This window comes from Stappia sp. TSB10GB4 (assembly GCF_900185745.1).
Classification (GTDB): domain Bacteria; phylum Pseudomonadota; class Alphaproteobacteria; order Rhizobiales; family Stappiaceae; genus Stappia.
On record NZ_FYAV01000057.1, the window covers coordinates 73,392 to 97,127 of the forward strand.

General features: G+C 64.7%; 25 protein-coding genes. 13 read left to right on the forward strand and 12 right to left on the reverse strand.

Going from position 1 to position 23,736, the window contains the following annotated elements:
- Positions 1-6 precede the first annotated feature (6 nt).
- From TSB10GB4_RS16515 to TSB10GB4_RS16535, 5 genes are all read right to left on the reverse strand, one after another.
- On the reverse strand, positions 7-699 hold the full coding sequence (locus TSB10GB4_RS16515) for a hypothetical protein (RefSeq protein ID WP_186396624.1): 693 nt from the start codon (positions 697-699) through the stop codon (positions 7-9).
- A gap of 36 nt (positions 700-735) precedes the next feature.
- On the reverse strand, positions 736-1,968 hold the full coding sequence (locus tag TSB10GB4_RS16520) for a hypothetical protein (protein WP_208984846.1): 1,233 nt from the start codon (positions 1,966-1,968) through the stop codon (positions 736-738).
- Positions 1,969-2,039: 71 nt separating this feature from the next.
- Positions 2,040-2,891 (reverse strand): tetratricopeptide repeat protein, encoded by an 852-nt coding sequence (locus tag TSB10GB4_RS16525; protein ID WP_208984847.1) that lies wholly within the window; start codon positions 2,889-2,891, stop codon positions 2,040-2,042.
- Positions 2,892-3,056: 165 nt separating this feature from the next.
- The gene (locus TSB10GB4_RS16530) at positions 3,057-3,491 is read right to left on the reverse strand and encodes a hypothetical protein (RefSeq protein WP_186396627.1); all 435 of its coding nucleotides are present in this window, start codon (positions 3,489-3,491) and stop codon (positions 3,057-3,059) included.
- Entirely contained in the window at positions 3,488-4,780 is a 1,293-nt protein-coding gene (locus TSB10GB4_RS16535) for a HEAT repeat domain-containing protein (RefSeq protein ID WP_186396628.1), read from the reverse strand. The genes TSB10GB4_RS16530 and TSB10GB4_RS16535 overlap by 4 nt, the downstream gene beginning before the upstream one ends.
- 85 nt (positions 4,781-4,865) lie before the next feature.
- Between TSB10GB4_RS16535 and TSB10GB4_RS16540 the strand changes: the two genes are divergently transcribed.
- From TSB10GB4_RS16540 to TSB10GB4_RS16550, 3 genes are read left to right on the forward strand one after another with little or no spacing between them, the layout of a single operon-like run.
- A complete protein-coding gene (locus TSB10GB4_RS16540) occupies positions 4,866-5,390 on the forward strand; it encodes a hypothetical protein (protein WP_186396629.1) in 525 nt (174 codons plus the stop codon).
- Positions 5,387-5,875 carry a hypothetical protein gene (locus TSB10GB4_RS16545; RefSeq protein ID WP_186396630.1) on the forward strand — a complete coding sequence of 163 codons (489 nt, stop codon included), beginning with the start codon at positions 5,387-5,389 and terminating at the stop codon, positions 5,873-5,875. The genes TSB10GB4_RS16540 and TSB10GB4_RS16545 overlap by 4 nt, the downstream gene beginning before the upstream one ends.
- 51 nt (positions 5,876-5,926) lie before the next feature.
- Positions 5,927-6,421 carry a hypothetical protein gene (locus tag TSB10GB4_RS16550; protein WP_186396631.1) on the forward strand — a complete coding sequence of 165 codons (495 nt, stop codon included), beginning with the start codon at positions 5,927-5,929 and terminating at the stop codon, positions 6,419-6,421.
- On the opposite strand, the gene TSB10GB4_RS16555 is transcribed toward TSB10GB4_RS16550, so the two are convergent.
- From TSB10GB4_RS16555 to TSB10GB4_RS16580, 6 genes are all read right to left on the reverse strand, one after another.
- Positions 6,393-7,631 carry a hypothetical protein gene (locus TSB10GB4_RS16555; RefSeq protein WP_186396632.1) on the reverse strand — a complete coding sequence of 413 codons (1,239 nt, stop codon included), beginning with the start codon at positions 7,629-7,631 and terminating at the stop codon, positions 6,393-6,395. The two genes, TSB10GB4_RS16550 and TSB10GB4_RS16555, sit on opposite strands and share 29 nt — an antisense overlap.
- Before the next feature lie 3 nt (positions 7,632-7,634).
- Positions 7,635-7,805, reverse strand: coding sequence for a hypothetical protein (locus TSB10GB4_RS16560; RefSeq protein ID WP_186388276.1), 171 nt, complete (start codon positions 7,803-7,805; stop codon positions 7,635-7,637).
- A gap of 23 nt (positions 7,806-7,828) precedes the next feature.
- Entirely contained in the window at positions 7,829-8,095 is a 267-nt protein-coding gene (locus TSB10GB4_RS16565; protein WP_186388275.1) for a hypothetical protein, read from the reverse strand.
- Positions 8,096-8,432: 337 nt separating this feature from the next.
- Positions 8,433-9,053 carry a hypothetical protein gene (locus tag TSB10GB4_RS16570; protein ID WP_186396633.1) on the reverse strand — a complete coding sequence of 207 codons (621 nt, stop codon included), beginning with the start codon at positions 9,051-9,053 and terminating at the stop codon, positions 8,433-8,435.
- On the reverse strand, positions 9,050-9,565 hold the full coding sequence (locus TSB10GB4_RS16575; RefSeq protein ID WP_186396634.1) for a hypothetical protein: 516 nt from the start codon (positions 9,563-9,565) through the stop codon (positions 9,050-9,052). Before TSB10GB4_RS16575 ends, TSB10GB4_RS16570 begins: the two co-directional genes overlap by 4 nt.
- A gap of 70 nt (positions 9,566-9,635) precedes the next feature.
- Positions 9,636-10,034, reverse strand: coding sequence for a hypothetical protein (locus tag TSB10GB4_RS16580; protein ID WP_186396635.1), 399 nt, complete (start codon positions 10,032-10,034; stop codon positions 9,636-9,638).
- Between the two features lie 273 nt (positions 10,035-10,307).
- Here TSB10GB4_RS16580 and TSB10GB4_RS16585 point away from each other — a divergent pair, with 273 nt between their 5' ends.
- On the forward strand, positions 10,308-12,503 hold the full coding sequence (locus TSB10GB4_RS16585) for an ATP-binding protein (RefSeq protein WP_186396636.1): 2,196 nt from the start codon (positions 10,308-10,310) through the stop codon (positions 12,501-12,503).
- Entirely contained in the window at positions 12,500-13,159 is a 660-nt protein-coding gene (locus tag TSB10GB4_RS16590) for a response regulator transcription factor (protein WP_186396637.1), read from the forward strand. Before TSB10GB4_RS16585 ends, TSB10GB4_RS16590 begins: the two co-directional genes overlap by 4 nt.
- A gap of 148 nt (positions 13,160-13,307) precedes the next feature.
- Here TSB10GB4_RS16590 and TSB10GB4_RS16595 read toward each other — a convergent pair whose 3' ends face one another.
- Positions 13,308-14,168 carry a ferritin family protein gene (locus tag TSB10GB4_RS16595; protein ID WP_244570935.1) on the reverse strand — a complete coding sequence of 287 codons (861 nt, stop codon included), beginning with the start codon at positions 14,166-14,168 and terminating at the stop codon, positions 13,308-13,310.
- A gap of 268 nt (positions 14,169-14,436) precedes the next feature.
- On the opposite strand from TSB10GB4_RS16595, the gene TSB10GB4_RS16600 reads away from it, so the two are divergent.
- The 8 genes from TSB10GB4_RS16600 to TSB10GB4_RS16635 all read left to right on the forward strand — a co-directional run bounded on the left by TSB10GB4_RS16600 (position 14,437) and on the right by TSB10GB4_RS16635 (position 23,675).
- Positions 14,437-16,674, forward strand: a complete 2,238-nt coding sequence (locus TSB10GB4_RS16600) for a NosR/NirI family protein (protein ID WP_244570936.1) — start codon at positions 14,437-14,439, stop codon at positions 16,672-16,674.
- Positions 16,675-16,695: 21 nt separating this feature from the next.
- Positions 16,696-18,615, forward strand: a complete 1,920-nt coding sequence (gene nosZ / locus TSB10GB4_RS16605; RefSeq protein ID WP_186396639.1) for a TAT-dependent nitrous-oxide reductase — start codon at positions 16,696-16,698, stop codon at positions 18,613-18,615.
- 3 nt (positions 18,616-18,618) lie between these two features.
- Positions 18,619-19,995: a nitrous oxide reductase family maturation protein NosD gene (locus tag TSB10GB4_RS16610; RefSeq protein ID WP_186396640.1), complete on the forward strand. Its 1,377-nt coding sequence runs from the start codon at positions 18,619-18,621 to the stop codon at positions 19,993-19,995.
- Positions 19,995-20,912, forward strand: coding sequence for an ABC transporter ATP-binding protein (locus TSB10GB4_RS16615; protein ID WP_186396834.1), 918 nt, complete (start codon positions 19,995-19,997; stop codon positions 20,910-20,912). The genes TSB10GB4_RS16610 and TSB10GB4_RS16615 overlap by 1 nt, the downstream gene beginning before the upstream one ends.
- Positions 20,909-21,736, forward strand: a complete 828-nt coding sequence (locus TSB10GB4_RS16620) for an ABC transporter permease (RefSeq protein ID WP_186396641.1) — start codon at positions 20,909-20,911, stop codon at positions 21,734-21,736. The genes TSB10GB4_RS16615 and TSB10GB4_RS16620 overlap by 4 nt, the downstream gene beginning before the upstream one ends.
- Entirely contained in the window at positions 21,733-22,266 is a 534-nt protein-coding gene (locus TSB10GB4_RS16625) for a nitrous oxide reductase accessory protein NosL (RefSeq protein ID WP_244570937.1), read from the forward strand. Before TSB10GB4_RS16620 ends, TSB10GB4_RS16625 begins: the two co-directional genes overlap by 4 nt.
- Positions 22,267-22,275: 9 nt before the next feature.
- The gene (locus tag TSB10GB4_RS16630) at positions 22,276-23,265 is read left to right on the forward strand and encodes an FAD:protein FMN transferase (protein WP_186396642.1); all 990 of its coding nucleotides are present in this window, start codon (positions 22,276-22,278) and stop codon (positions 23,263-23,265) included.
- 104 nt (positions 23,266-23,369) lie between these two features.
- Entirely contained in the window at positions 23,370-23,675 is a 306-nt protein-coding gene (locus TSB10GB4_RS16635) for a DUF2249 domain-containing protein (RefSeq protein ID WP_186396643.1), read from the forward strand.
- The last annotated feature ends 61 nt before the right edge of the window (positions 23,676-23,736 follow it).

Here is a 23,736-nt window from a genome sequence, read left to right on the forward strand (position 1 = left end):
GCCTTGTCATTGTTCGAACTCCGCGCGATCCGGCAACGAGGTCGAGAATTTGAGCGTCAAACCTGTGAACCCCGTCTTAGCTGCCACCTCGCTGCCTTCGGGAATGAAGGTGAGATAGGTGTCGAGCGTGCGCGGCAGGTCGGGCGGCGGCCCCCAGACGGTGGTGACGAGCACAGCCGGATCGACGGCGTAGAATGGGTCGCCGCCATCCGTGGTGTAGGCGATGGGCTGTCCCAGCAACCTCGTCACCGCCTCGGGATCGAGGGGCGCAGCGGCTCCTAAATCGTAGAGATGGCACCCCATGGTATCCATGACTCCGGTCAGCAGGTAGCTGACCGTCAGAAGATGGGAGCGGCCGCCGATCTGGCGGGTGAACCACGCGCCGCCCGATCCTTGGTACAAGTCCGGGTCTTCTGCGACCTCGCTTGCCAGCAGGTCGGCGGCATGGGTAATGAACCGGTCGTATTCTGCGTTGTCACCAGTGACGACAGGACGCCAACCCAGTTCCTCGGCCAGCGCCAGCGTACCCCGATAGCTCAATCGCTTGGGGATGCAGACCTCGCCAAAGGCGGCCACAAAAGCCGCGTCATCGGGTGTTTCGGCATGGGCCCTCGCAGGCGCGGCGCCAAGCACCGCCAGTGTCGTGGTTCCGCCAGCGAGCGCAACCCTCATCCAGCCTGCGAAACCCGAAAGCCGCATCTCAATCCTCCCGATCCATCAAACCGTGGACGCAGGCTAGCGGCGGAGGATGCCGCGCTCACCCCCGTGTTCAGGGGGGTATTGTCCGAGCCGACCGGTTTTCAAAAAGTCCTCGCCCACCAGCCGCCAGGTCAGGGCATGGGCGCCGCCAAGCTCGGCGTCAGGCGGCATGAAGAAATGGCCGATGCCGCCCTTCTGGAAAATGCGCTGGGCAGCCACCCCGCCGGTGGCGAGGGTGGACCAGCCTTCGGGCCGGTGGAAGAAGGTCAGCGCAGGGCGCATATGGCCTTCGACGCCAGGGCCGTAATAGAGCGCGACGTCCGCGTTGGCACCCAGATGAGCATCCGCGGTGTGGACAGCGCAATAGGAAACGGTCAGCCCGCCGGGAGCGCCGACGAGCTGGTATCCCGACAGATCCCATCCGCGATCATCGATCCCCAGATTGTAGATGATCTCGCCCGACACCCTGTCCCGCACGTCATAGGGCCAGACGTCTTGATGATGGGCGAGCAGCCGCATGCAGGCATTGCGCAGTGCCTCGGCCGGGTCTGGCGCCCACATCCGGCGCGGCGCGTTCGGCAGGGCGGTGCGCAGCAGATAGAGATCTTGCGCGGTGGATGCGGTATAGGCCTCGTCGGCGCCCATATTGGTGATGCGCGAGAGTACGCCGTCATCGACATTCCAGTAGACGAGTTGGTCGATCATCAGGGCGATGCTTTCGCGGTTGCCGCCCAGAACCTCCTCGACGCCATATTGGGCGACGAGTTGGCCAAGCGAGTCCGCCGTCACATAGGGCGCGTGGAAGCCGAGCGCGGCGCCGGGCTCGATGGTGCGGTCGATATAGTCTCCCGGCGCTGGCCAGGACGAATGGCCCGAGCCGCCGAGAAAGGCGAAGGCGCAGGCCGAATAGCAATAGGAACCTGTCTTAACCCAGGTGGCGATGGCGTTTTCGCGGAGGAAATGCGCGATTTTGAGGCCTTCGACATAGTTTCCGCCCTCGCTGGTCATGGTTAAGACGGCGCAGTTCCCACCCGTATCGGGCGGCGTCCTGGGATCGCAGTCGACATACTGACGGACTGCCGCGACGATCCGATCGAGATCGCCGGGCACGACATCGCCTTCGTAATGGAGATGCGGCACCGGCTTGGCGGTCGAGAACCGCGTGGATTGAAACGTCACCATGCCGGCAAAGGTCGGGGCGGCGGATAGGGACAAGGTAAGGGAGCAGATCGCGATAATTGCCGCACCTGGGGCCAAATTGCACATCATAAGAGCCTCATGTTGTGAAGGGTCCTGCAGATCGACCACGGCGCGAAGGCGCAGGTCCGGGAGGACGGCTCTCAGAAGACGATCCGGTAAGGCTGCACTTCGCAGTCCAGGCCCTTGTAGAGCGCGTAGATCACGTTGGGCTCCGGTCCATCTCCACTGTCGATCATGAACGGCACCTTGTCCCTGAAGGCAAAGAACTCGAGCACATCGAACGTGCGGACCTGCGGCAGACCCGATTTCCTGTAGGTTTTTCCTTCGATGATGATGTCATCGTCCCAGGCCCACGAGGCGGTCATGAGTTCCTGTTCCTCGAGAAATGACATCGGGTCACTTCCCCGCAACTGCCGTATCTCTAACGTTTGGGGATCAGCGACGCAGGTACGGCAGAAGCGGCCGGATCTCTCACACAGTTCGAGCCTGGCGGCTTCGTGACCCTGCAGGGTGGCGGTTTCCCAAAGGACGTGCGCCCGTTCCAGATCCTGTGCTACGCCGCGACCTTCCTGATAAAGATGGGCAAGCGCATACTGGCCGTCCGCGTTTCCCGCTTCGGCGGCACGGGCATACCACTCAGCGGCTGCGGCATCGTCCTGCGCGAAATGATGACCCGAGTCGTACATCCGACCCAACTGGACGAAGGATGGAGCATGACCCTGTTCGGCGGCGCGCATATGCCAGTACGCTCTTCGCTCAGGGTTTTCGGGCACGCCCCACCAACCGCCCCAATAGGACTCCGCCAGCCAGTATTGCGCTTCCGGATTCCCGGCCTCGGCCAATGGCGTCCAGATCGCGATGGCGGAGGCGGGGTCTCCCTGTTGCGCGGCGGCCTGGCCGTCCTCGAAGCTCTGCGCGAAGGCGGGGATGGTCAATGAAAGGGTGAGTGCGATAGCGAGCAGAAGGGAACGAACCGCGTCGACAGTACCCAAGAAACGCATCGCTATCCTCCAATCCGCGAAATCGTGCCGGCAGGTTATCGACCGCCGGAACTGCGCTCACCCCCCTGAACAGGGGGGATCAGAACACATCGCCGAGCCCGACATGCGGCCCAAGGGCCGTGCGCAGGTCGAATTCGGCCCAGCCCTGTGGCACCATCATTCCCAGTCATGTCCGTAAAGACGAAGGCAGCGGGCGATCTCGGCATCCGGGGTCTCGCCTTCTTCCTCGAGCGAAAAGAGAACGGCCTGCCAGTCGGCGCGCGCGTTGCGCCGGTCGACGGGCAGGTTGTCGGGCGCGAGGATCGCTCCGCTCATGTCGACGACATTGCCGCTTTCAAGCAGGAACCGCGCGAAGTTGACGGTGTAGGTGATGCCCTTACCGAACTCCGGGCGCTGTTCGCCCTTCGGGTCGGTTTCGAGCGCCCGCTCCAGCACCGCGCTGCACAGGACTGTGTCGTTGTAGAGGTCGTAGGCGCCCCTGCCGGTCGTCTTGAAATAGGGGGAGAAATCCTGGGCCAGTGCCACCGGCGCGCTCATGGTGGCAGCAATCAGCGCGAGGCTGGCAATGCGGTTCGGACTGCCTCGCGTCATTGTCCCTCGCTTTCGGCATCAGCCAATATGATGGCGATCAGTTGTCGGGCGGTTTCGCCTTCCTCGCGCGTCAGCGCATCGCGCAGGATCGGCAGGGCGCGGGCGCGGTCGTGCCCGGCCAACGCCATGGCGATATGGACACGGGTATGCCATTCCGGGCTTTGCAGACCGCTGGCGACGATCTCGATATAGCGGCCGGGAACCCTCGCCAAAATGCCGTGGAGCATTGCCCGCGCTCTTGCGATGTCGTCCTGGCTGTCGCCATCCCACTCCGGCAAGGCGTCGGTTTCGCGAGACAGTTCGTCGAGCCAGACGATGGCGGCCACAATCTCCGCAACGCCGCATTTCTCCCCGATCGCCGCAAGGCGATCCTCGGGAAGCTCGTCCCAAGGCCCAAGGTCTTGGCGGGCATCGCGCACCAGCATGGCGAGCGCGGAAATCTGGTTGCTGAGCGGTCCAGGCCACTCTTTTGCGAGGGCCTGTACGATGGCATTGCCTTGTTTGGCCCAGGCGTACTCTGCCGCGATGTCGCCAAATCCGGAGGCGAAGGGATCGGCCTCATTGAAGGTCGCCTGAAACAGGGCATCCCAGCTATGGAGGCGTTGCGACAATTCAGGGCTCAACCCGAGGCCGCCGGGGTCAATGTTGTTTCCGCGCACGTCGTCCCAGAGCGGTGCGCAGTGATATTCGGGCATGAGCCGCAGGCGTTCAGGGCGCGCCGGTGGCTCCGTCGCTTCGACAGGCCGTTCGTCCAGCGCCGGGCGGGAAGAGGTGCTCGCCGGTCTGCTCCGTCGTTGGAAGAACAACGAAATCGCGATTGTCGGCGCGGCGATGACCGCCAGTTCGACAAGGACGGGCTCGAGCCAGACGTGCCACAGGCCGAGCCGGTCGAGCGCGACGACGAAGCCGAGCGCCGCGAGATAGAGGATGAAGGCGCGGACCGTGCTTCGGCGGCCCTTCGGTTCCGCACCCTCTTGCGGTGAGAAGGCGCGCGTCGCCCAGACAAGATAGAAGCCTTGCAGCGCTGCGTTGGCGACAAAGAGCGGCAATGTCCAGCGCGACAGCGCAAGCAGCGAAAGCCCGGAGGCAAAGGTCAGCGCCGCCCCGGCCGTCAGCACGCGCGCGCGCCAGCGCTCTCGGCCGGCCTCGCCATTGCCCAGCATGGTGAGAAGTTCGCGGGCCATCGAATCCAGGACCAGCGAGCGCATGTGGGCGACGCCGCCTATGAGATAAAACAGGCCGGCGGCGAAAGCGGTGAGGGTGACGATACTGACGAGGCTCTCCGACATGACGTGAGCGTATGGAGTCTTGAGAATCCCACACCCCCCTGTTCAGGGGGGTGCAGCCTGTCGAGCGGGCGTGCAGCCTGTCGCCATGACAGATATTCAGCAGGTCCAGGACAGCAAACCCCAACCCTCCATCCGCCGTTTCGCCGGCATCGTGGCCGTGTTTGCGGTGCTCGGACCGCCGGTCGGCGGGTTGGCCATCTCGATCCTTCTTGCCACGCTGGCTGCAAGTTCGGACCTTGCCGTCGACGGCTGGATGGCGAGGACCCGCATGTTCTCGGGGATGCTGCTGCTCGGCACCGCGTTCGGCCTGCCGCTGTCCTACATCGTTGGGGGCGCCCCGGCGCTGTTGATTGGCGTTGCGACGGCCGCGTGGGATGCCCGCAAAGGGGTGATCTCCCTTCATGTCGCCCTTGGTGGCGCGCTGGCGCTGGGTGGTCTTGCCGCTTTGCGTCAGGGCGATCCTGCCTGGGCTTCGGAAGGCGAACGGATCGCACAACTCGCCATGCTGCTCGCGCATTTGACCGCGGCAGGCCTGTGCTGGCTGGTGGCGCGGGCGATCTTCGGCCGTCCAGCCGTGTCGAGCAGATCCGGAATGGGGAAAAACCAATGAACATGCCAGACCCGATGATGGCGGGTCAGCCTCGGTCACGTTCGCAATCCTGGGGACGACCTATCGGAATCGTCGCCATTTATGCCCTGCTCGGGCCGTTTCTGGGTGCGTTTTCGGTGAACGGGCTTTTCGCGGTCTATGCCGTGAGTGTCGAGATCGCCCGGGGCGATTTTTCCGATATCGCCCGGCTGTTCTGGGGCGGCATCGTGATGGGAACAGCGCTTTTCGCCATAGGAGCCTATGCCTTCGGAAGCATGTCCGCTGTGGCGGTCGGTCTTGCAGTCGCGTTTCGCGACCGGCGCAAGGGCGGGATCTCCTGGCGGACCGCGCTCATTGTCGCGCTCTTTGTCTGGCTGCTGATGTCGATTGCGGTCACCGCGGTGGTGCCGCCGGAAGGACTGGTGCGCTGGGTTGGTACGCTGCTTGTCGCGCACGTGCTGGCGACGGTCGTCTGCACGTGGATCGTGCGCCGGATTTTCCGATAGCGCCGGCAATCCCGGCAATTTGGGAAGGGGGGAGTAGTGACAACTGAACCCATGGCTGAAACGGACCGGCGGCACCGGCGTTGCTGGCGGCGGTTTGCCGGCATCGTGGCGCTGTTCGCCGTTCTCGGGCCGCTCGTGGGGATCGTCATTGTCGCCCCCCTCGGCCTTGGCGATTTGCTGGAGTTCGTTCGGTTCATGCCCTCCGGTTCATTGAAGGGCCTGATCTTTGTCGTCGTTGTCGGTATCTACATGGCCTTCGCGTGCGGCTGGCTCCAGGGGATCCTCGTCGGCTTTGCCATGGCGCTCTGGTATCGGCGCACCGGCACCGTCCCACTTGTCCTCGCAGCCCTTTGCGGGCTTGTGGCGCTGGCCGTTCCACTGGGCCTCGGCCTTCCCGACTTCGGGGGAAAGGACCCCTTGCGCGTCGAAACGCCCACCGAGTATGCCTTTGTCATCGCCGCGCATATCCTTGCCGCCATCGCCTGCGCGGCATTGGCACGCCGGCTGTTCGTGCCGGTCAGGTCGTTAGTAGATATACGAGGCTGAGAACGACGCCGAGCAGCACTGCGCCCGCCATCATCGCGATGGTGATATTGCGATCCCTTTCCGCTTGCTGCTTGTACTTCATCGCCAGGGGCGGGAGGCCGGAAGAATAGCCCCGGCGGGCGTTCTTCTCGGGGATGCCCTCGGCGATGAAGGTTTCGGCATCGCGGACCAGCCCCTCGACCCAGCCCCAGACGCTGATCGAGGTCTGCGTGACTTTTCCCGTATCCGTATCAAAGAGGAAGACAGGGGAATCCCCGCGAGGGGGGAAGTGGGTGCGGCTGTCCTGCAGGATGAACCAGGGTGACATGCCATAGCGCGCGCCGATGAAGATGGCGACGTCGGGAACGGGATCGCCCCCCTCCGCCTCCCATTCCGCGCGCCTTTCGCGTCCCATGCGGTTCACCTCGGGCAACTGATCAGCGTAGATCTGGAGTTCGCGGTCGTCCACCAGCCGCCCGGCCCGATGGCCGATCAGGGAAAGCACATCGCGGTAGCTGCGCGGCAACGCGCCAGTCGTGAACTCGAGCTGACGGATGTCCTCGTCGCTCAGGCCCGCAATATCCTCGGGCCGGGCGATGTCGCGTTCGATCAGGGTTTCGCGCAGATTGTCCGCATTGAGCGTGATGGCGGCGCGGCGCGCGTTGAGCGTGGACGCGCCGATCCATTCGGGCCATTCCCGGATCGGCGTGTGAACCCCGGTTTTGAAGAGTTCGAGGGGCAGATCGAGTTTGTCCCACAGAAAGCCGGTTTTGTCATAATCGGTCCAGGCCTGGCCCATGGAAATCTCGACATGATCGTGCGGCACGCCGACATCGAGCAGATAGACGATCCGGAGCCCCGCACCCTTGGCGCTCGGTTCGGTCCTGGCCCAGAGCGGCGATTGCAGCCACAGGCAGAAGGGGTCGTAGGGTAGAATTTCGATGCCGAAAGCGCGTTCGCAATAGTCTTGCCAGTCCTCGCCGGGCAGCGCCGCGATGCCGGCCAAAGGACCATGGGCCAGCGGCGGCAGGGCGGCGGGGGGATGAGCGGCAATACCCTCGGGCATCGGCTCGAAATCCGGCATATAGGCGCGATCGAACAGCAGCCCGCCAGCGGCGTCGATCTTCCCGGCATTGACGACCAGATAGCGCGCCAGCGTCAGCAGATTGTCGTACTGATCGACGGTGTGCTCATGGAAATGATGCTCGTAGCGATCACTTGCCCCTGCCATCCCTCAAAAGCCGCCGCTAACGGTTCCGTCGGACGGTGGCGTGCCGCACTCAGCCCCGCAATCCCTGGCGATATGGTTCTGGTAGACGTCGCAGAAGCCCAGCAACGCGCCCGCTGCCAGAAGGACGCCGAGCACGACAAGGGCGACCACGGTGATCTTTCTGCGCAAGGTCATGACGGGCGTCTCCGTTTCGTGCGTCATGGCTGTGCAGCCATGTCAGCAAGAGCCTGACGGGCGCCGATATGCTCCGGGTTCTCCTCGATCACCTGCCGGAAATCGGCGATGGCGCCCTGCATGTCGCTCAACGCCTTTTCCTCCTCGGTGCCGGACATGATCGAGCAGATATGGAGCCTGGCGTCCGCGTCCCGATCGGCGAGGCAGTCCCGCAGGGTGAAGGGAAGTTGGGCATGCGCGGGCGCCGCGACGATAGCGGCGAAGACGATGCTGAACATGATCGACCGCATGGGTGCCCCTGGGCCAGCGCCCCGCTACCCGCGCTTCGTCAGTTGTAGCATGTCTGATGCGTGCGCGATGTCTGGTAGCACCTGGGGGGCTGGTAGGTGCGAACAGACGTGGACGAGCCGTAGGACGTGCCGTTCGGCCAAACGCCCGGACCGCCGGATGTGAAATGTTCCATGTCGGCTGTGCTGCAGGCGGATAGAAGTGCCGCTACGGACAGGGCCAGGGCGATCTTGAGCGGATGCTTCATTTGGATTTTCCCTCTGGATAGTTGTCAATGTCATCTTGTCGGGACAGCGCGGTCGGTTCTCCCCCCTCTTCAGGGGGGCACGTGGAGTCAGATCACCAATCCACCCAGTCGGGTGGTGGGTTGGCGTTGTGCAAGGTGTCCGGGTGGAGCGGTTTGGGGCCGCCCGAACGGATGACCGGCCAGAGCACGGGCAGATAGATCGCAGCGACTGCCATGAAGGCAGCGGCAGCAGGCTCGAACCTGCCGTGAACAACCATCAGCGCGATACCGACGATGACGATGGCGGCGGCAAGCAGGGCCACGACGCAGGTAGCGAGCCATTCGGCCCGGCCCGGCCCCGTTTCGAGAATAGCGTCCGGGTTGGCCTTGTTCAGCCGGCGCGCCAGAGTGAAGGTCAGGGCGCGAAACGTGGCCTCGCGCCGCTGGAGCCGGCCCCAATAGGGGCGTTCCTCCCTCGTCCAGCGCGGCCAGTAGATGTCCGAGAGCTTGTGGACCCGGCCCGTTTTCTCGACCAGCACGCAGCTCGCCGCCAGCCGGGGGGTCGCGGGCAGGTTGAGGCGCAGGGACGCGATATCGGTGAGCGCCACATGGCCCTCTCTGGAGCCAATGCGCCAATGCAGCACGGCGCCGTCCAGCCAATAGGCCCGTTGTCGGCGAAGCCGACCAGGTCGGAAGACATGGCCATGCTGGCTCTGTTCGAGGGCGCTGGTCATTGGTCGCCGATCCGCTGTCGATGGCAGGACCGGGGAGCGATCAGATCGGAACAGAGTTCCAATTTCGGCCCGGCCAGAGGTGTGCCGGCGATCTGCCGCAATCCGCTATCGTGCCGGGCCGCTTGGCCGTGGAAACTGGCTGAACCGTAAACCCCCGTTTCGGGCAGCCACTCTTCGCGCTGCAATTCGATATGACCGGCATTGTTGACGCCGCGCGGCTTTGTCAGGAGGAACCCGCAGATCGCGAAGCTGCCCGCGGCATCAGCAAATTCACGGTTCGCTCCGGCGAGAACAGGACCGAAGCCCAGCGTGCCGTCGATGCACAACTCCGTTCGGCCCTCGAAGTCGCTGACCGCAATGTCCGGCACGACGCCATGTTCACCGTGTTCGCGCAGATCGCTCCCGGCATGGAGGCCGCTGATGCCTTCGCCGCCGGCGGGGAGCCGCGCCCAGGCGGGAAAGCCGGGCGCCGCGGACATGACAAGGGCGAGACGGGCGGGTGTCGCTTTCATGGGGGGTATCCTCCTGTTGTCGCAGGATCGGACAGTGCTTGCATCCCCGCACCCCCCTGTTCAGGGGGTATCAATCCCGCCAGGGTGTCGGGGTCGGTGCAAGACCATAGCGGGCGTCGCAGGCGTGAATGTCGGCAAGAAAGGCATCGGTTTCGCGCGTCACATCCTCCTCGGAAACCGTGTCTGCAAGTCGTGCCCCGCGCGCCCGCATCCGCGCGCTGGCCTGCTCTTCCATCTCGCCGCTGGTCAGCGGCATGGGCACGGGTGAAGGAAAGGGCAGGTCGCGGAAATAGCTCTGCCGGACCCGGTCCATGCGCTCTTCGGCCAGATTGGCGAAGGTCGGCGCCGCCATCTTGAGCAGGGCGTAAAGGCCGAGGCAATCGAGGTGGGCCTCGGCGCGTTCGATTGACTTTGCCGACCCGTTCGGAAATCCGATGGACAGTGCCAGGATGACCGCGAACGCCTTCATGTCCCCCCTCGCTCGGGCCTGCTGCCCGTCGTCTGGGCAAAGCCACCGTTCGGCACACAGGCGGCATCATCGCCATATCCGTTTCCCCGCGCCGATCTCCACACCTGGGACCACAGGGTCAGGCCCACGCGTGTAGCGGGGCACCCCCTGTTCAGGGGGGTTATGGCAAAGAGGTGCGGCAATAGGTTAGGTAGGAGTTGAACCGCCGGGCGTCCGCTGTCGCCTGCTGCAGCTTGACCTTGACCTTTCCGTTGCCACAGGAGGCCTCGGCTTTTGCTTGTCCGCTTCACCCCCAACGTCCTGCTGTCGACTGCCATCGCACTCAGCGTAGTTCTGGCGGCGGTTATGCTGGGTCTGGCGATGGATCAGCGCTGGCTGGGGCTCAAGCTCGAGGCTGAACCCAGACTGGCAATTCCGGTCAGCTTCGACGGTTTGTGGATCGACGCAATAGAGCAGGACAGCCCGGCAGCCGAGCAGCCGGGCGCGGGAATACCCGCGTCTGTCGCGTCCTTGGTGGAGGTCGCAGGTTCAGACGGAAGGAGGGTCCGGCTTGAACCCGGCGATCTCGTGGAGGAACCGGACGCACTCGAGACTTATGCCGATATGCGCGCCTTCTTCGCGCGGCAGGATGAGATTGCCGCGGTTCTGCGCAGCATCGGCGGGGTTGAACTGGGCGTCGCGTTTCTGGGCCAAACACAAACCTACTCAGTCTCTCCCGGTCGACAGCGCCCGGTCTCCTCTTTGCCGGTGGCTTTCTGGATGCAGATCGGCGTGGGGCTTGCCGGTTTCTGGATCGGGGCGTGGATCTGGGCATTGAGGCGCGGCGAATGGGCGACACGCTTTTTGCTGGTGGCGGGCGCGGGCTTGATGATCTCGGCCTTCCCAGCCGCCGTCTATTCCACACGGGAACTGGCGCTTCCGGGCGGACTTTTCCGGGTTCTTTCTACATTTAACCACATCGGAGCACTCACCTTCGGCGTGGGCATGATCGGGCTGTTTCTCGTCTATCCCCGAAGGCTGGTGTCGCCCCGCTGGTTGGCGGTTCCCACTGTTGTTCTCGGTGCCTGGCAGATCGTGGATATCCGGCAACTGGCGGGCGGGCCGGGATTGGGTTTCCATCTGGCGGTGGTTCTTGCCATGCTCACCATCGTCATTCTGGTCGCCATCCAGTTCAAGGTCACGCGCGGGCACCCGCGCGACCGGGCGGCGCTCGCCTGGCTTGGGCTGGCGGTGATCGTGGGGGCCGGTGGCTTCGTCGTCACGGTCATAGCGCCCAATGCGTTGGGGATCGGTGCCGTCGTCTCGCAGGGTGAAGCGTTCCTGTTCTTCCTGCTGGTCTATGTAGTGGTTGCGCTCGGGGTTGCCCGGTATCGCCTGTTCCAGCTCGATGAATGGGCCTTCCGCATTCTCTTCTACGTTGTCGGCGTGCTTCTTCTTCTTGCGCTCGATGCCATCCTCATCGTCACCATTGTCGATGAGCGCGCACCGGCCTTCGCGCTGTCGCTGCTGATCGTGGCGCTGGCCTGGCTGCCCCTGCGCGACATGCTGGCGCGTCTTGTGCTGCGCCGCGCCGAGCCTGCGCGGGGAAACCTGTTCCGCCAGGTGATGGACGTGGCGCTCACCCCGCCGGGCCGTGACCAGCAGGCGCGCTGGCGCGCGCTCCTGGAGGATGCGTTTCGCCCGCTGTCCATCGCACCCGGCAAGGCGGAGGCTCCAGCGCTGATCGATGACGGTCTGGCGCTCGCCGTGCCGGGTCCCCGTGGCCTGCCAGACTATCGTCTGGACTATGCGGGCGGGGGGCGAAAGCTGTTTTCCCTGCGTGACGCGGAGTTGGCGGCCGAGCTCACGGCCATGCTGGCCAATGCGCTGGAGAGCCGGGAAGCCTACGAAAAAGGCGTCGCCGAGGAGCGTGAACGCATCGCCCGCGACATTCACGACAATATCGGTGTGCAACTGATGGGCGCGCTGCACAGCCCCGGGCTGGCCCGCAAGGACATGATGATCCGCGAGACGCTGACGGACCTGCGCGACATTATCAACAACGCCTCCAATCCCGACCTCTCCTTCGATGAGATGCTGGCCGATCTGCGCTCGCAAATCTCCGAGCATCTGTTCGCCGCCGGCGTGAAAATGAAATGGACAGTGGAGAATGCCGGCTCCGCGATCCTGCCGCTGACCGCCGCGCATACGGTGCGCTCGGTCGTCCGCGAGGCGGTCCAGAATGCACTCAAGCATGGGCAGCCGGAAACGATCAGCGTCACGGTTCGGCTCGAGGGGGATATCATAAAGCTCTCCGTCACCGATGACGGCGCCGGTTTCGATCCCGGCAGCGTCCAGGCCGGCAACGGGCTCGCCAATATGCAGGCGCGGGTGACAAGCCTGGGCGGCCGCTTCAACGTCGCAAGCGGGGCCGTCGGCACCCGTATTGAGGCAGAGTTCGCGATAGATGTTGCACGGATTGCGCAATGACGAAGATACTCATCGTCGAGGACCTGAGTGAAACCCGCCGCTGGCTGAGCGAGATCGTCACCGCGGCTTTCGACGAGGCCGAAATCCACGAAGCGGCGAGCATGCGCGCAGGCATCGCACAGGCGGCGGCGTGCGACTACGACGTCGCGCTGATCGATCTTGGCCTGCCGGACGGGTCCGGCCTCGATGTGTTGCGCAATCTGCGTCTCCTGCGCTCCCAAGCCGTCTGTGTCGTCACCACCGTGATGGGCGATGACGCATCGATCGTGGGCGCGCTTTCAGCCGGTGCCCAGGGCTATCTGCTCAAGGAGCAGCCCCAAGAGTTGCTTGTGCGGCAGCTCAAGCAGATGGCCGAGGGTATCCCCGCGCTCTCGCCTTCGGTCGCGCGCCGGATCATGGAGCATTTCAAGAGAACGGGCCCGGCCGCCCCGGAAGACAATCTGACGGGGCGCGAGCGCGAGGTGCTGAGCTTGATCGGCCGGGGGCTGCGCAATGGCGAGGTGGCCGACACGCTGGGAATTTCGGACAATACGGTGGCCAGCTATATCAAGGACATCTACCGCAAGCTCGGTATTTCCTCGCGCGCCGAAGCGTCCTGGCATGCGGCAAGGCTGGGCCTCGGAGAGGCCCCCGCCGTCAACAAGAAGAACAAGTAAACAAGGTCCGAACTTCCGAATTTTTCTACCGATAGCCATAGGGAGAGGAAGGGAAAACCGGAGAAGGTTCTCCCTGTGCGGCTCAAAGCGGCGCCATCTCCGATCGCGGCTGGATGAAAGACCCGTGACGGCTCAGTGCCCACAAGTCTCATCGCTGCACGTCCCTCAACGCGGATCGGCAAGCGACGAGGCGTCCGGCAAAGCGTTGCGCGCGGGTGCGGTCTTCTTCACCGGGCAGGCGCTCAGCGAAGTCGAGATAGCAGTCGAGCAGCAACTCGCACAGCGGCACCGCTCGCCCGAGAACGTCCGGCCGAAGCCCATCCTGCACCAGCGGAGAGGGGCCGAACGGCGCGTCGGCAAGCGCGGCCGCTCGTTCGCGGGCTTCTCGGGCCGCCGCCTCCAGGCCGGAGCCGCTCGCTCCCTCCTGGCGGGCCGCCGCTGTTTGTAGCAGGTCGGCGAAACGCAGCTCGAGGTCCGGCAGCGAGGCCGCTTCGAGCTGTGCCTTGGCCGCCCGTTCCGCATGAAAGGCGCGGCGGCGTTCCACGCGCAGCGTTGTCAGGTGACCGAGTTCCTCGCGCGCCATCTGTTCCGCCGCCAGCCGCAACGGGTCCTGGTCTGTCTGAGCCGCGACATGGGTCCAGAACAGGAAAGCCCGCTCCTCGTTGCGCACGGCCATGGAGAACGATCGGTAGGCCCCCATCAACTCGGGCGCGATGGCGCTTGCGCCTTCATCGTCGAAGGTGTCCGCCGGTTCCCATTGCAGCTTCGCCAGATCCGGCATGGTGCCGCTGATCCGCTGCGACCAGTCCACAACATTGTCGATATGTCGGGCCTCTTCTCCGGCCAACCGCTCGAAGACCGGAACGAGGTCCGGTCGTCCTTCCCGGCGCATCCGCTCGGCAAGGTCGGTGTAGTTGCCGAAGGCCTCCTGCTCCATCCGGTAGGCGATGGCCAGGAGTTCCTCCAGGGTCTCCACTTCCGCAAACGGTTCCGATCTCAGCAGCGTCACGGCAGCCTCCCTGCGTGGCAACCTTCCTCGTGGGTCCCCCATCCATAGCATCTGATCTGTTCCGGAGTTTGTCCGGGAACAAAGACCGGTGCCTTGGAGTGCCTCATGAAACGGGGAGGGCTACAACCTGGATCTGCTGGCGAGCCGCCAGCGGCAGGCTTCGGTTGTCCCTGTTAGGACGAGCAGGAACATGCATTGGATCCGTCTGGGGGCCCTCCACCCCCGCCTGTTAACGGCCCCGGCGCTCGCTTTGTTGCGGGTGCTGGTTATGGCGTTGCTGGTCCCATGCCTGTCGTTCGAGGCGGGTGCTGCCGGTCGCCTGGAGCAGTTCCTGTCCAGGGCGCAGCCCGGCGAGCTGTTTGCGGGCGCTGACCGGTACGGGGAGATCGAGGGAGATCCTCCGATGGCGCCGGTGTTCCGTGGCCGGGATCTCGTCGGGCATGTCTATCTGAACTCGGACGTCACCAGCGCCATCGGCTATTCGGGCAAGCCCATCCACATTCTCGTCGGCATCGATGAGGCGGGCGTCATTCGCGGCCTGAAGATGGTCGACCATCAGGAGCCGATCGTGCTGATCGGCATTCCGGAGGAGAAGGTCGTCGCGTCCCTCAACACGCTGATCGGGCAGGACCTCGGACGCGTCTCCGCCGGGGCGGTCCGGCCGCCGCAGGTCGATATCGTCAGCGGCGCCACGGTGACCGTGCTGGTGATGGGGGACAGCGTCGTGCGCTCCGCCGTACGTCTCATCCGCGGCAATCGGCTCGCAGCGACCCAGGCGCAGGTCATGGCGCCGACCGAAACCCGAGAAGTCGATCTCACCACAAGCGAACTGCGCGACTGGGAGACGCTCATCGGCGATGGGTCGGTGCGAACCCTGCGTCTGTCGGTAGGCGAGGTGAGCGAGGCATTCCGCGAGATCGGCCGCCCGGAAGCTGCGGAGCGACCCGAGACGCGCGATCCTCAGGACCAGTTCATCGAGCTCTATATCGCCCCGGTCAGTGTGCCGACGATCGGCCGCAGCCTGCTGGGCGAGGTTCAGTATGAACGGCTGGTCCAGCGGTTGAAGCCGGGTCAGCAGGCCATCGTGGTGGCGGGCGACGGCGCCTATTCGTTCAAGGGCTCCGGCTACGTGCGCGGCGGCATCTTCGACCGCGTCGAGCTTCTGCAGGACGGCCAGGGCATCCGCTTCCGCGACCGCAACCATACCCGCCTCGCCGATCTGGCGGCGGACGGTGCGCCGCGGCTGCGCGAGATCGCGCTCTTCGTCGTGCCGGAGGATTTCGATTTCGATGTCACCGAACCCTGGGAGTTGCAGCTCCTCGTGCAACGCAGCATCGGCGCGCGCGACAAGGCGACCCTGTCCTATGAACTCGGCTATACGCTGCCCGACGCATATGTGACGGTGACGCAGGTGCCCGCCGCGCCCGCGCCGGCACCGAGCGAGCAGGTCGTCCAGCCGGAGGCGCCGGGCCTTGATGCCGCCGCCGAGGCGCGTCTGGCCGCGGACGACGAGCCGCTGTGGCAGCGCATCTGGAAGATGAATACGGTTTCGATCGCCATCACCGTGGTGGCGCTGCTGGTCCTGACCGCGATCTTCTTCTTCCAGGACTGGCTGGTCCGCCGCCCGGTGCTCTATCGCTGGATACGGCGCGGCTACCTCGTCTTCACGCTGGTCTGGCTCGGCTGGTACGCCAACGCACAGCTCTCCGTCGTCAACGTCCTCACCTTCACCAACGCGCTGATCACCGACTTCAACTGGGAGTTCTTCCTCTCCGCCCCGCTGATCTTCATCCTGTGGGCGGCGGTTGCAGCCGGACTGCTGTTCTGGGGGCGTGGCCCGTTCTGCGGTTGGCTCTGCCCCTTCGGCGCGCTGCAGGAGTTGACCAACAACATCGCGCAGTGGCTGAAGGTGCCGCAGATCAAGGTTCCGTTCGGCCTGCACGAGCGGCTCTGGCCGATCAAGTACATCATCTTCCTTGGTCTGTTCGGGCTCTCCTTCTACTCGGTGGCGATGGCCGAGATCGCGGCCGAGGTGGAGCCCTTCAAGACGGCGATCATCTTGAAGTTCGTGCGCGACTGGCCCTTCGTCGTCTTCGCACTCGCCCTTCTCGCCGCCGGCCTGTTCATCGAGCGATTCTATTGCCGCTATCTGTGTCCGCTCGGCGCTGCCCTGGCGATACCGGGGCGCATCAGGATGTTCGAATGGCTGAAACGCTGGCCCGAATGCGGCTCTCCCTGCCAGCGCTGCGCCAAGGATTGTCCGGTGCAGTCCATCCATCCCGAGGGGCAGATCAACGTCAATGAATGCATCTACTGCATGCATTGCCAGGAGCTCTATCACGACGATCAGCGCTGTCCGCACATGATCCAGGTGCGATTGAAGCGGGAAAAGTTCCAGGCCCTTTCTTCGCCTGCATCGCGAGGCGAGGGGCCTGTGAAGACGGTCATTTCACACAAGGGAACCCGGATTGAAACTCCGGGCGCCGTGACGCGACCGACCACCTAGAACCGAAACGGGAGAAAGGCGATGCAGTCGGAAGATAAGAACAAGGGCGTCAATCGGCGTCAGTTGCTTGGTAGCACTGCTGCGGTGGCGGCTGCAGGCGCGGCCGGTATGGGCGGCGGCCTTGCCCTCTCGGGTGGGCCGGTGACGCCAGCGGTCGCGCAGTCGGCCTCCGGCAGCAGTTATGAGGTCAAGCCGGGCGAGCTCGACGAATACTATGTCTTCTTCTCCAGCGGCCAGACTGGAGAAATCCGGGTCGTGGGAGCACCCTCGATGCGCGAGCTGATGCGCATCCCGGTGTTCAACCGTTGCAGCGCGACCGGTTGGGGGCAGACCAACGAGAGCCTGAAGGTGCTGACCGAAGGTCTGCTTCCTCAGACGAAGGAGTTCCTCAAGGACAAGGGTGCCACCTATCTCAACGGTGACCTGCATCACCCGCATCCCTCCTTCACCGATGGCACCTATGACGGCCGCTATCTTTATGCCAACGACAAGGCGAACACGCGGGTCTGTCGCATCCGTCTCGACGTGATGAAGTGCGACAAGATCATCCAACTGCCGAACCAGCACACCGTGCATGGCCTGCGCGTGCAGAAATATCCGAGGACCGGCTATGTCTTCTGCAACGGCGAGGACCGCGTGCCGATCCCCAATGACGGCACGACGATGGGGGACAAGAGCAGCTACCATGCCATCTTTACCGCCGTCGACGGCGAGACGATGGAAGTGGCGTGGCAGGTCATGGTCGACGGCAATCTCGACAATGTCGACGCCGACTACCAGGGCAAGTACGCCTTTGCCACCTGCTACAACTCGGAGGAAGGCGTCACCCTCGCGGAGATGATGGCGAACGAGCAGGACTGGATCGTCATCTTCAACCTCGCCCGGATCGAGGAGGCCGTCGCCAACGGCGACTATCAGGAGCTCAACGGCGTGCCGGTGGTCGATGGCCGCAAGGGATCGCCCTACACCCGCTATGTTCCTGTGCCCAACAGCCCGCACGGGATCAACACCGCGCCGGATGGCATCCATGTGGTGGCGAACGGCAAGCTGTCGCCGACGGTCACCGTCTTCGACGTCCGCAAGTTCGACGATCTGTTCGACGACAAGATCCTGCCGCGGGACACCGTCGTCGCCGAACCGGAACTGGGCCTCGGGCCGTTGCACACGGCCTATGACGGACGCGGCAACGCCTACACCACCCTGTTCATCGACAGCCAGGTCTGCAAGTGGAACATCGAGGACGCAAAGCGTGCCTATGCCGGTGAACAGGTGGACCCGATCCGGCAGAAACTCGACGTCCACTACCAGCCCGGACACAACCACACCTCCATGGGCCAGACCAAGGAGGCGGACGGCAAGTGGCTGATCTCTCTGAACAAGTTCTCCAAGGACCGCTACCTCAACGTCGGCCCTCTGAAGCCGGAGAATGACCAGCTCATCGACATCTCGGGCGATGAGATGGTGCTGGTGCATGACAATCCGACCTTCGCCGAGCCGCATGACGCGACGCTCGTGCACCGCTCGAAGATCAACCCGGTGCATGTGTGGAGCCGCGATGACCCGTTCTTCGCCGATGCGGTGGCTCAGGCCGAGGCCGATGGCATCGATCTGATGAGCGATTCGGAAGTCATCCGCGACGGCAACAAGGTGCGGGTCTACATGACCTCAGTTGCACCGGCGTTCGGCCTCGAGGACTTCACCGTGCGCCAGGGCGATGAGGTCACGGTCTATGTCACCAACCTCGACGAGGTTGAGGACCTGACCCACGGCTTCTGCGTCATCAACTACGGCGTCAACATGGAGGTGGGACCGCAGGCAACCGCCTCGGTGACCTTCACCGCCAGCCAGCCGGGTGTCTACTGGTACTACTGCTCGTGGTTCTGCCATGCGATGCACATGGAGATGAAGGGCCGCATGTTCGTCGAACCGCAAGGCGCCTGAACGATGCGATCCGGCTCCACGTTCATCGGAGCCCTGGTGGCGGCGGTCCTCGCCGCCACCGTGGGGGCGCCTGCCTCGGCGCGGGTCATCGAGCACCGTCCGGGGGGCGCCGGCCTGCAGGCGATCGTCGATGCCGCCGCGCCGGGCGACGTGATCCGTCTCCAGTCCGGCGAGCATGCCGGGCCGGTGACGCTTCATACGTCGCTGACGCTCGAAGGGGAGGCCGGGGCGGTGGTTCTCGGCAACGGCAAGGGCAGCGTCATCACCGTGACGGCACCCGGCGCGGTTGTCCGCGACCTTGAAATACGGGGGTCGGGTCGAGACCTTTTCGAGATGGATTCCGGGGTGTTCGTCGCACAGACGGCGACAGGGGCCCGCATCGAGGACAATGCCATCCTCGACAACCTCGTCGGCATCTACCTGCACGGAGCCAGGGACGCGCTGGCCAGGGGCAATCGCATCGTCGGCCTGCGGGAGGGGCGCACCAGCGAGGCCGGCGACGGCGTCTCGGTGTGGAATGCCCCCGGCGCCCAGGTTGTCGACAATGAGATCAGCTATGGACGGGACGGCATTTTCACGAAAACGAGCCAGGGCAACGTCTTCAAGGGCAACACGCTGAAGAATGTCCGCTTCGGCATCCACTACATGTACACCAACGACAGCGAGGTCAGCGACAACCTGTCGTCGGGCAACACCGTCGGCTACGCGATCATGTTTTCCGACCGGTTGCGTGTCACCAACAACATCTCCGATGGCGACCGCGACCATGGCCTGCTGTTGAACTACGCCAACGGGTCGCAGATCTCCGGAAACATCGTGCGCGGCCGGCCGCTTCCGATCCACAGATGGACGGCGGCGGCGCGGATCGACGGGGTGCACGGCCTCCCGGGTGAGCGCGAGACCGCCGGTCGCGTGAGCGGGGGGATGCGGCTTGGCCCGGAGAAATGCGTCTTCATCTACAATGCGAACCGCAACCGGCTGACCGGAAACTGGTTCGAGGGCTGCGCCATCGGCATCCATTTCACCGCCGGGTCGGAAAGCAACGCGATGACCGACAATGCCTTCATCGGCAACAGGCACCAGGTGAAGTATGTCGGGACGCGGCACCTCGACTGGTCGTTCGAGGGGCGAGGAAACTACTGGAGCGACAATCCGGCCTTCGACCTGGACGGCGACGGGATCGGCGACACTCCCTACCGCCCGAACGACATCATCGACAGGGTGCTGTGGACCGCGCCGCAGGCGAAGGTTCTCGTGAACAGCCCTGCCGTCCAGGTGATCCGCTGGGCACAGGCGCAGTTTCCGGCTCTGCTGCCCGGCGGCGTGGTCGACAGCCGGCCGCTGATGACGCCCCCAAGACCGATGCGGATGGAGCAATGATGGTCGAGACGGTCCAGGTATCGAACGTTGCCAAGTCCTACGGCGCCGTGCAGGCGGTGCGTGAGATCTCCTGCGTGTGTCGCGAAGGCGAGACCATCGCACTTGTCGGTCACAATGGCGCCGGCAAGACGACGCTCATCAAACTGATGCTCGGCCTGGTGAAACCGACCGCCGGCACGGTTCGGGTGCTTGGCGAAGACCCGGTGGCCGGACAGTTCGAAGCGCGCCGCAGGCTCGGCTATCTGCCGGAAAACGTCTCCTTCAACATGGCTTTGACGGGCCGCGAGACCCTTGCCTTCTACGCCCGGTTGAAACGCGTGCCCGTGGAGACGACCGGAGCGCTGCTTGAGCGGGTCGGGCTGGGGGGCGCGGCCGACCGGCGCGTCGGCACCTATTCTAAGGGGATGCGCCAGCGGCTGGGGCTGTCGCAGGCGCTTCTGGGGCAGCCGCGGGTGCTGCTGCTGGACGAACCGACCACCGGCCTCGATCCGGCATTGCGCCGCAGCTTCTACGACATCGTCGCGGAGCTGCGCGCCGGCGGCGCGACCGTGCTGCTGTCTTCCCATGCCTTGACCGAGCTGGAAGGCAGGGCGGACCGCGTCGTGATCGTCGACCGGGGCGTCAAGATCGCCGATGGAACGCTCGACGATCTCCGGCGGATCGCCCGTCTGCCGACACGCATCCGTCTCACGCTGGCTGGCGAGGGCGTTTCCGCAGCCGACGATTGGGCCCGCGCCGGCGGTTGGCGACGGGTCAACGGGCGCCAGTTGGAGATCGACGCGGAGCCGGGGGAGAAGGTCGCGGTGCTGCGCCGGGTCGCCGAGCCGGGCGCTCCCGTTGCCGACTTCGACGTGATACCGCCGACACTGGACGAACTCTACGCGCATTTCCTTGAGGCGCGGGGGAGGGGCGAGTGACCAACATCTTCATTATCGCCCGCAAGGAAATCCAGGAGGGGCTGCGCAACCGCTGGGTCCTCGCCACGACGCTGCTTCTGGCGGCGCTGGCCCTGACGCTGACCTTTCTCGGCAGCGCCCCGACGGGGAATGTCGGCGCCAGCGCGCTGGACGTCGTCATCGTCAGCCTGTCGAGCCTTTCGATCTTCCTCGTGCCATTGATCGCATTGCTGATTTCGCACGACGCCATCGTCGGGGAAATGGAGCGGGGCACGATGCTGCTCCTGCTTAGCTATCCGGTAGGGCGCTGGCAGGTGATCGCAGGCAAGTTCGCCGGCCATCTGGCCATCCTCGCCTTTGCCACCTTGCTTGGCTACGGGGCCGCTGCTGTTGCGCTGGCGGTGACCGGCGCGGATATCGATCGAAGCAGCTTCGGTGCGTTTGCCTCGATGATCCTGTCGTCGATCCTGCTCGGAGCCGTTTTCATCGCGATCGGCTATCTCGTCAGCGTGCTGGTTCGCGAGCGCGGCACCGCCGGCGGCATCGCGGTCGGGGTGTGGCTGCTCTACGTGCTGATCTATGACATGGCGCTTCTCGGCCTGCTGGTCGTCGATCAGGGCCGCATCATCAGCGGCGGGGTGCTCGACGCTCTGTTGCTGGCCAATCCGACGGATGCATACCGGCTGCTGAACCTGAGCTCCGGCAATGTCGGAGCCCTCTCGGGCATGGGCGGCGTTGCGGAAAATGCGGCGCTTTCGCCGGCCACGCTGGTCGGCGCGCTGCTTGTCTGGGTGGCGGTGCCGTTGTCCGCCGCTGCCCTGGTTTTCTCCAGGAGGGAACTGTGAGACGCCTGTTGTTTCCGATCATCGCGGCCGCCGCGTTCGGTCTGGCGGGATGCGGCGAGGAAGGCTCTGCCGCCTTGCCGGAGCCTTTTGCCCTGACGCAGGACGCCATGGGGCGCTACTGCGGCATGAACGTGCTCGAGCATCCCGGCCCGAAGGGGCAGGTCATCTTCGGACCCGAGCCGATCTGGTTTTCCTCCGCCCGTGATGCGGTGGCGTTCACCATGCTTCCGGAGGAACCCAAGACCTACTCCGCCGTCTATGTGTCCGACATGAAGCATGCGCCGGACTGGGACAATCCGGGCGCGGATAACTGGGTCGATGCGCGAGCCGCCTTCTATGTGATCGGCAGTTCGGCAAGGGGCGGAATGGGGGCCGCCGAGACGGTTCCCTTCTCCACCAGGGACGCCGCCGAGCGGTTTGCGCAGGACAACGGCGGCGAGGTGGTGACGTTCGAGGACATCCCTGTCGACTACGTGCTGGGGCCCGGTGACGCGGCAACGGCGCCTGGGGCGGCGGGTTCGACACAATAGGGGCACGCCATGGGCACCATGAACCGCCGACGCTTCATCTCGATCACCGCCGCGGCGGCCGGCTGCGGCCTAGCCTGGCCGGCCGTTGCGGCGACGCCCTTGCAAGAGGCGGTGAGCTGGCGCGGGCAGGCGCTCGGCGCGCCGACCTCCCTGGTGATCTACCATCAGGACCCCGTCGCTGCGGAGCGCCTGCTTCGGCAGGTCCGGTCCGAGGTCGACAGGCTCGAGCAGATCTTCAGTCTCTACCGGCCCGGCTCGGCGATTTCGCAGTTGAACCGGCTGGGCGCCCTGGCCATGCCTCCGTCCGAATTGGTCGCGCTTCTCGAGACCTGTCGCAAGGCCTGGGAAGTGACCGGTGGGGTGTTCGACCCCACGGTCCAGCCGCTGTGGAAAGTGCTGGCAGAGCATTTTTCGATGCCCGGTGCTTCGGCCGGCGGTCCCACATCGACCGAAATCCGTGAGGCTCTCGATCTGGTTGGCTTCGACAAGGTCAGCTTCGATCAGAGCCGTGTGGCGTTTGGCCGACCTGGCATGGCCCTGACGCTCAACGGCATCGCCCAGGGTTACATCACGGACCGGGCTGTCGAGCTTCTGCGTCGGAGTGGCATCGAAAAGAGCATCATCGATCTCGGCGAGATCCGCGTGCTCGGATCGAAACCGGACGGTGGTCCATGGCAGGTCGGCATCCGGGACGTGGCTACCCCTGCCGGGCGCGCGGCCGCGATCGAGTTGGTCGACAAGGCGGTGGCCACATCGAGCGCGGCGGGCTTCAGCTTCGACGCCGCGGGCCGTTTCACGCACTTGCTGAACCCCCGCACCGGGGCGAGCGTGACCGGCGACAGGAGTGTTACCGTCACCGCGCGGGATGCTGCGAAAGCCGATGCATTCTCGACCGCGTTCAGCTTGATGTCGTCTGAGGATATCCGAGCGGTAGTCAAGCGTGAAGGCGACATCGACGTCATGTTGTCCGACAGCCGTGACGGCTGGAGAACTCCGTAAACCGGGCGAGGCAACGCTGCCGGCGGGAGTTTGTTCCCGGACAAGGACGGCCGCTCATTCGCCCCCTAAGAACAGGGTCATCCGCATCAACATCGGAGTGCGCCATGACCCTTACACCTGCCCATGCCGATCGGCCTGTCGCTATTGTGGATCTGCGATCGCTGCCCAGGCCGCAACGTCACTCGTTGGTCTTCCGCCAGTACGACGCGCTGCTCCCGGGTGAATGTTTCGAACTGATCAACGATCATGATCCGCAGGGGCTCTTGTACCAGTTCCAGCAAGCCATTCCCGGCCAGTTTTCCTGGACCTATCGGGTCCTCGGTCCTGTCGACTGGCATGTCCTCGTGGGCAAGGAAGGGCTGGTCGAGGAGCAAAGGCGCGACGAGTGTTGCGGCGGTGGCTGCGGCTGAACGACAACGGGCGCCGCGAGGCGCCCTTTTTGTTCACGCCTGATCGGCAGGCTTCTCGCGC

What these genes read in the sequence shown, in the direction of transcription:
- TSB10GB4_RS16515 (WP_186396624.1), bottom strand. Translation starts at nt 699, where the DNA reads ATGCGGCTTTCGGGTTTCGCAGGCTGGATGAGGGTTGCGCTCGCTGGC.
- TSB10GB4_RS16520 (WP_208984846.1), bottom strand. Translation starts at nt 1,968, where the DNA reads ATGATGTGCAATTTGGCCCCAGGTGCGGCAATTATCGCGATCTGCTCC.
- TSB10GB4_RS16530 (WP_186396627.1), bottom strand. Translation starts at nt 3,491, where the DNA reads ATGACGCGAGGCAGTCCGAACCGCATTGCCAGCCTCGCGCTGATTGCT.
- TSB10GB4_RS16535 (WP_186396628.1), bottom strand. Translation starts at nt 4,780, where the DNA reads ATGTCGGAGAGCCTCGTCAGTATCGTCACCCTCACCGCTTTCGCCGCC.
- TSB10GB4_RS16540 (WP_186396629.1), top strand. Translation starts at nt 4,866, where the DNA reads ATGACAGATATTCAGCAGGTCCAGGACAGCAAACCCCAACCCTCCATC.
- TSB10GB4_RS16545 (WP_186396630.1), top strand. Translation starts at nt 5,387, where the DNA reads ATGAACATGCCAGACCCGATGATGGCGGGTCAGCCTCGGTCACGTTCG.
- TSB10GB4_RS16550 (WP_186396631.1), top strand. Translation starts at nt 5,927, where the DNA reads ATGGCTGAAACGGACCGGCGGCACCGGCGTTGCTGGCGGCGGTTTGCC.
- TSB10GB4_RS16555 (WP_186396632.1), bottom strand. Translation starts at nt 7,631, where the DNA reads ATGGCAGGGGCAAGTGATCGCTACGAGCATCATTTCCATGAGCACACC.
- TSB10GB4_RS16560 (WP_186388276.1), bottom strand. Translation starts at nt 7,805, where the DNA reads ATGACCTTGCGCAGAAAGATCACCGTGGTCGCCCTTGTCGTGCTCGGC.
- TSB10GB4_RS16565 (WP_186388275.1), bottom strand. Translation starts at nt 8,095, where the DNA reads ATGCGGTCGATCATGTTCAGCATCGTCTTCGCCGCTATCGTCGCGGCG.
- TSB10GB4_RS16570 (WP_186396633.1), bottom strand. Translation starts at nt 9,053, where the DNA reads ATGACCAGCGCCCTCGAACAGAGCCAGCATGGCCATGTCTTCCGACCT.
- TSB10GB4_RS16575 (WP_186396634.1), bottom strand. Translation starts at nt 9,565, where the DNA reads ATGAAAGCGACACCCGCCCGTCTCGCCCTTGTCATGTCCGCGGCGCCC.
- TSB10GB4_RS16580 (WP_186396635.1), bottom strand. Translation starts at nt 10,034, where the DNA reads ATGAAGGCGTTCGCGGTCATCCTGGCACTGTCCATCGGATTTCCGAAC.
- TSB10GB4_RS16590 (WP_186396637.1), top strand. Translation starts at nt 12,500, where the DNA reads ATGACGAAGATACTCATCGTCGAGGACCTGAGTGAAACCCGCCGCTGG.
- TSB10GB4_RS16600 (WP_244570936.1), top strand. Translation starts at nt 14,437, where the DNA reads ATGGCGTTGCTGGTCCCATGCCTGTCGTTCGAGGCGGGTGCTGCCGGT.
- nosZ (WP_186396639.1), top strand. Translation starts at nt 16,696, where the DNA reads ATGCAGTCGGAAGATAAGAACAAGGGCGTCAATCGGCGTCAGTTGCTT.
- TSB10GB4_RS16610 (WP_186396640.1), top strand. Translation starts at nt 18,619, where the DNA reads ATGCGATCCGGCTCCACGTTCATCGGAGCCCTGGTGGCGGCGGTCCTC.
- TSB10GB4_RS16615 (WP_186396834.1), top strand. Translation starts at nt 19,995, where the DNA reads ATGGTCGAGACGGTCCAGGTATCGAACGTTGCCAAGTCCTACGGCGCC.
- TSB10GB4_RS16630 (WP_186396642.1), top strand. Translation starts at nt 22,276, where the DNA reads ATGGGCACCATGAACCGCCGACGCTTCATCTCGATCACCGCCGCGGCG.
- TSB10GB4_RS16635 (WP_186396643.1), top strand. Translation starts at nt 23,370, where the DNA reads ATGACCCTTACACCTGCCCATGCCGATCGGCCTGTCGCTATTGTGGAT.